Annotated in this window: 5 protein-coding genes; all 5 read left to right on the forward strand. The window is 33.4% G+C overall.

All coding sequences use genetic code 11. The features are described 5' to 3' along the window. Positions 1-203 precede the first annotated feature (203 nt). A complete protein-coding gene (locus AACY61_RS10360) occupies positions 204-854 on the forward strand; it encodes a hypothetical protein (protein WP_339611503.1) in 651 nt (216 codons plus the stop codon). After that, on the forward strand, positions 851-1,195 hold the full coding sequence (locus AACY61_RS10365; protein ID WP_339611504.1) for a hypothetical protein: 345 nt from the start codon (positions 851-853) through the stop codon (positions 1,193-1,195). The genes AACY61_RS10360 and AACY61_RS10365 overlap by 4 nt, the downstream gene beginning before the upstream one ends. 22 nt (positions 1,196-1,217) lie before the next feature. After that, a complete protein-coding gene (locus tag AACY61_RS10370; protein ID WP_339611505.1) occupies positions 1,218-1,835 on the forward strand; it encodes a hypothetical protein in 618 nt (205 codons plus the stop codon). Between the two features lie 47 nt (positions 1,836-1,882). After that, positions 1,883-2,329: a hypothetical protein gene (locus AACY61_RS10375; RefSeq protein WP_339611506.1), complete on the forward strand. Its 447-nt coding sequence runs from the start codon at positions 1,883-1,885 to the stop codon at positions 2,327-2,329. A gap of 17 nt (positions 2,330-2,346) precedes the next feature. Further along, positions 2,347-3,702 (forward strand): hypothetical protein (locus tag AACY61_RS10380; RefSeq protein WP_339611507.1); only part of this gene is annotated, 1,356 nt, incomplete at its 3' end.

The raw sequence follows: 3,702 nt of genomic DNA on the forward strand, positions 1-3,702 counted from the left end.
GAACTGGAGCAATTTTCGATATGGAAGTTATGGAGATTCAAATTCTTATGGGGAAAGATTTCACAAGTATATTATAGACTATGTCTGTAATTGTTACTGAGGGTTAAACTTCATGCCAAAAATTTAAAGACCTTACGGAAACCCGTAAGGTTTTTTTTTGAAGGGGGGATAAGTTTGTTCTTCAATAGGTAAAAAACTAAAAAATGAAAAGGCTTTCTCTCATAATTATTTTCTTGTTCATACTACAATCTTGTTCCTCCCCTCTAGACAAAAAATACAGTAAGACATCACTTTCGGAAGATGCTAAAGAAATTAAAGAAAAGGCAGGGTTGTCTGAGGAAGAACTTCAAATAATGGCAGGTTGGATAGCTAAAGCTGAATTGACAGGAGAATCCTTGGAAGGAAAAACCTATCATGAAATATTAGAAGAAGCCAATGACTACGAAAAACAGCAGGAAAATCTCGCAAAGAAGACAAAACTTGAGGAAGAGGAGAAGCGAAGGAAAATGGGTTCAACTCTAACGGTGGCCCTTTATGACAAAGGTTATGCGAAATATGACTACCAAGATTACCTGACTTATAGTCTAGCATTTGAAAACAATTCCCAAAAAGATATAAGAGCATTTAAAGGGGTGCTGACCATCAACGATTTGTTTGACACAAAAATTACTTCTATCAATTTAACAATTGATGAAACAATTCCTTCGGGAACCGTATACAGAGGTACGTACACAACTGATTATAATCAGTTTAGAGATGAAGATGTTAGATTAAGAAATAAGGATATAGAGGATTTGAAAATTGTTTGGACACCTGAAAAGATATTATTTGAAGATGGAACCTCTCTCGAATGAAGAAAAAACACTTTGAATATATAAGTGTATTTCTAGCTCTGCTGATTTCTTTTTTATTAGGAAGGGAAAGTAAGAGTGTTGGTTATGAAAATAGGTTTCATAATGAAAACACTTATCAGAATATCCCAAAGTTTGATCCAGAAGGTCTGCAATACGTAGATACGGTTCACCTTCTTACAGGTGAGAGCCCTGAAGTTTATGTATGTAATGGTAAATCAAGCAAACGCTATCACTATAAGAAAAACTGTAGAGGTCTTTCAAATTGTAGATCATCCATTTCTAAAGTGAGTTTAGAGGAGGCCAAGAGGAGAGGAAGAACACTTTGTGGATGGGAAGACTAGTAACTTAAAATTAACCAATACTATGAAAAAAACATTATTTCTTCTTGTTCTGATTTCCAGCCTTAATATATATCCGCAAAAGGCAACCGACATTTTAATACCAACCGGGCTGGCCGCTTTGAGCTTTGTTGCTGTGGATGCAAACAAAAAGGAAATAGCTAAAGAAATCAGTCAATTCAGGTCCAAGGAATTTATCATGAACTATATAATTGGACCAGCGAAAGATAGGGAGATTAGGTTCGAAACTGAGAGCCTGGCTTCTGATAATAGTGCTGGACTTATTTCAGTGGCCTTCAATTGTAGTGAGGTCAATGAAAAAGGACTTTTGCTGGCATTTTTTGGTAATAATAGAGATTCAAGTGGATATATCGGCCAAGCTTATGCTTTTAGATACTTACCCTTAGTGGAAGCACAAAACTTGTTACAGCGAATTGATTTGGTCAAGGAAGGTAACAAAGACTATATGGCAGATGAGAATGATGTAAACAACGTGTACATTGAGCATGAAGATATAAAGTTCATTTTATATAGGGAAGGCGGAGATAAAATCCGGGTTTTTTGGAATGGCTTTGAAGTGATTTGGGAACGGACAGCATTTGATAGAACTAAACGCAGATTAAATAGGTGGTTTGAGGATTGATAAACCCATTGTTAACTATTGCTCAAATATTAAATAACCAATAGAAAATGAAATACTTTATCCTCATTAGAAATATTATTCTCACTGGGTTTGTAATTGGTGTTGTATTTGTCATTTCAAAAACAATTGAAGATGATCAAGTAGACGATTCAAAAACCTATCAGGAGCAGAAGATGTCCATTGAGGAGATTGAGAGTGCAAATCCTGTTCAATTTTTAAAAGCTGATGGAGAGTATAATGAAAGTTTTTGGGGTACTGAACTGAAAATAAATGGAAAGATTTCTAATACTGCTAAAGTGGCCAGTTACAAAGATGTTGTTTTAAAAGTTACCTATTATTCCAAAACAAATTCTGTTATTGGAAACAAAGAATACACCGTTTATGAAATTTTTCCTCCGAATAGTATAGTACCCTTTAAGTTGAGCATTAAAAACTATAAAGATGTAAGCTCAATCGGGTGGGAAGTTGTTGAAGCGATTCCTCTTAATCCTTAAATTGAAAAACGTAAGTCATGTTGGATAAACTTTTGCTTAATTACAATGCATATTTTTATAATAAAGTCAAGCCACTTACCAGAAATAAAGTCAACCAAATTTTCACTGAGGTATCAAAAGAGAAACAAGGAAATCGATATTCTTTAAAAGAAGTTTTCAATGTTGCTACTGTTGCGAATGAGAGTTTTCATTATTCGATATGCATTTTCAAATACACTAAAAAGCCAAGTTTTCTAATCGAACCGATTCCAGAAATCTATGAAACCAAATTTTCATTTCTGCTATTAGTTGAGTATTCAGATTACATAATTGTATTTAAAAATAATGTGTCTGGATTAAAATCTCTTAATACACATATTGAACCTATTGATTACAGTATCATATCAAGACTTTTTATAAAAGACGAAACGCTTTTCGAAAAATTCTATGTAAGCAATATGAGTACTGCAGATAATGCTTTAAGGAATAAAAGTTTAGAAGCAAATAATTTGCAGGGAACAATATCAAGAATTGGTGCTCCAAAACAGGTAATTAATAATATGCGTGTTGTTAATGACAGGCAAAGAATATCCTTATCATTAAATACGTCAAGAATTAACAACTTAGGGGATAAAAGAACTTTACAAGATTTTTTTGCTTGGATTGTCATGGTAGCAAAAGCATTGGACAGTTTTGCATGGCACGACACCTATCTTGACAGCTTTGCTCAACCAGTTGATTTTAGTGAGTATAAAGATGTCCTTGAACCAATATGTGTATTAATTAAGTTTGATAAGCTTTTGGATGAAATCGAGAGGGAAGGCATAGAAAGAATTTATCAAATTGATGAAGATGATAAAGAAGTAGGTGGGTTTGAATTAAATGAGTTCATTGAAAATTTCAAATCCACTTTGAATATAACAATCCAAGATGATGGATCATTCGCAATCCAAAATCAAATTGATGGCGACATGAAATTAAGTATTGCTTCCAAATCGATAAGAATAAATTCTCCAAAGTTTAGAAATATTATTATTGATCGTGGAGGAGGGGTTTTGACAAACTTAAATACTTACACAAACAACCGGAATGACTTCATTGTCAACTTTTCTGAGACTAGTTTAATTTATACTTACCGTAAATTATTTAAGGACCATAGGTTATTACAAGACCTTGATGCTTTTCTATCAGTGTTTATGGCTCACCCCCAACTTTCTAGTACAACTAGTGAAAAAGGTGGTTTCCAAAATACTCAGACCGAGTTTGACCAGGAGTCAATTTTCAAGTTCATACAGAAAGAACTTGCAAGAGATTCAATAACACTGTTTTGTGATGATTTATCAAATGAATGGGCAGATATGATAGCTATTAAAAATGATAGTATTGTTTTTTAT

This window comes from uncultured Planktosalinus sp., assembly GCF_963973675.1.
Taxonomy (GTDB): Bacteria; Bacteroidota; Bacteroidia; order Flavobacteriales; family Flavobacteriaceae; genus Planktosalinus.

Excerpts from the sequence above, each read along its gene's own strand:
- AACY61_RS10370 (WP_339611505.1), top strand. The coding sequence starts at position 1,218 with ATGAAAAAAACATTATTTCTTCTTGTTCTGATTTCCAGCCTTAATATA.
- AACY61_RS10365 (WP_339611504.1), top strand. The coding sequence starts at position 851 with ATGAAGAAAAAACACTTTGAATATATAAGTGTATTTCTAGCTCTGCTG.
- AACY61_RS10360 (WP_339611503.1), top strand. The coding sequence starts at position 204 with ATGAAAAGGCTTTCTCTCATAATTATTTTCTTGTTCATACTACAATCT.
- AACY61_RS10375 (WP_339611506.1), top strand. The coding sequence starts at position 1,883 with ATGAAATACTTTATCCTCATTAGAAATATTATTCTCACTGGGTTTGTA.